Source organism: Pseudomonas helleri (assembly GCF_009600315.1).
Lineage (GTDB): Bacteria > Pseudomonadota > Gammaproteobacteria > Pseudomonadales > Pseudomonadaceae > Aquipseudomonas > Aquipseudomonas helleri_A.
In genome coordinates this window covers 1-235 of the sequence record NZ_WIWC01000202.1, presented here as the reverse complement: position 1 = coordinate 235, position 235 = coordinate 1, and the positions used below count along the sequence as shown (strand labels likewise).

The 235-nt window shown below is 58.7% G+C and carries 1 pseudogene; it reads right to left on the bottom strand.

What is annotated here, in order from left to right:
* Window positions 1-12 precede the first annotated feature (12 nt).
* Window positions 13-235 (bottom strand): annotated as a pseudogene (locus GHN86_RS23310) (twitching motility protein PilT); the annotation flags it as partial.

Genomic DNA, 235 nt, shown 5'->3' with positions numbered 1-235 from the left:
GCTCCTACACGGTTATATCAAGCCGTTTTCTTTCAGCCGCTTCAGGCTCATCTCCAGTGTCTGCATCCCTGCCGCCGCGCCGGTCTGGATCGCCGAGACCATCTGCGCCACTTTGTTTTCCCGGATCAGGTTACGAATCGCAGGCGTAGCCAGCATGATTTCGTGCGCCGCGACACGGCCTCCCCCCACCCGCTTGACCAATGTTTGCGCAATCACCCCTTGCAATGACTCAGAC